The 635-nt window shown below is 44.7% G+C and carries 1 protein-coding gene; it reads left to right on the forward strand.

Translation table 11 applies throughout. The features are described 5' to 3' along the window. Nucleotides 1-139: 139 nt before the first annotated feature. On the forward strand, nt 140-635 hold a 496-nt coding region (locus ACYQ2O_RS12625; RefSeq protein WP_459796755.1), incomplete at its 3' end, for an AAA family ATPase.

The following is a 635-nucleotide window of genomic DNA, read 5'->3' on the forward strand; positions in this document are numbered from 1 at the left end:
TGACCCTCAAATACACGGCAGATCTGAGCCGCTTTTACCTCTATGAAAAAGATCAGCTTCACCCGGTTGAACCGGTCGATAAAATCAGCAACAGCCAGATCAAGCGCAAGCAGTATCGGATGACAGAAGGAGGAATCAAATGAGTCAGTCAGCCTTTTCTTATTACGGATTAACCACCAATCCGTTCACAAAAGACCACCCTTATACCTTTAAAAGTACGGATTACCTGGAGATGCACGCCCGTTTAGACCAAGTGGTCTCTCAAAAGGGTATCGGTCTCTATACAGGAGCCTCTGGCGTAGGGAAAAGCCGTATCGTTCATCACTTTCTTAACGGCTTGAATACGAATCTGTATACCTGTTGTGAAATCAAGGAGACACGGTTATCCAGTCGTGATTTTTATCAGGAATTAGCCATTGAACTGGGACTGGAACCGAGCCACAAAAAGGTCGTCAATTTTCGCAACATCCAGGAACGCATTCGCCAATTAGAGAGTCAGCGTATCACACCAGTCATTGTCCTGGATGAAGCCCAATTTTTGTCGATGGACATCTTTGAAGAACTGCTTCTTTTATTGAATTTTCAACGAGATACGGTCTCAAACACAGTGGTCTTACTTATTGGCACTGCCAGTC

The sequence above is a fragment of the Alkalibacterium sp. m-11 genome, assembly GCF_054658155.1.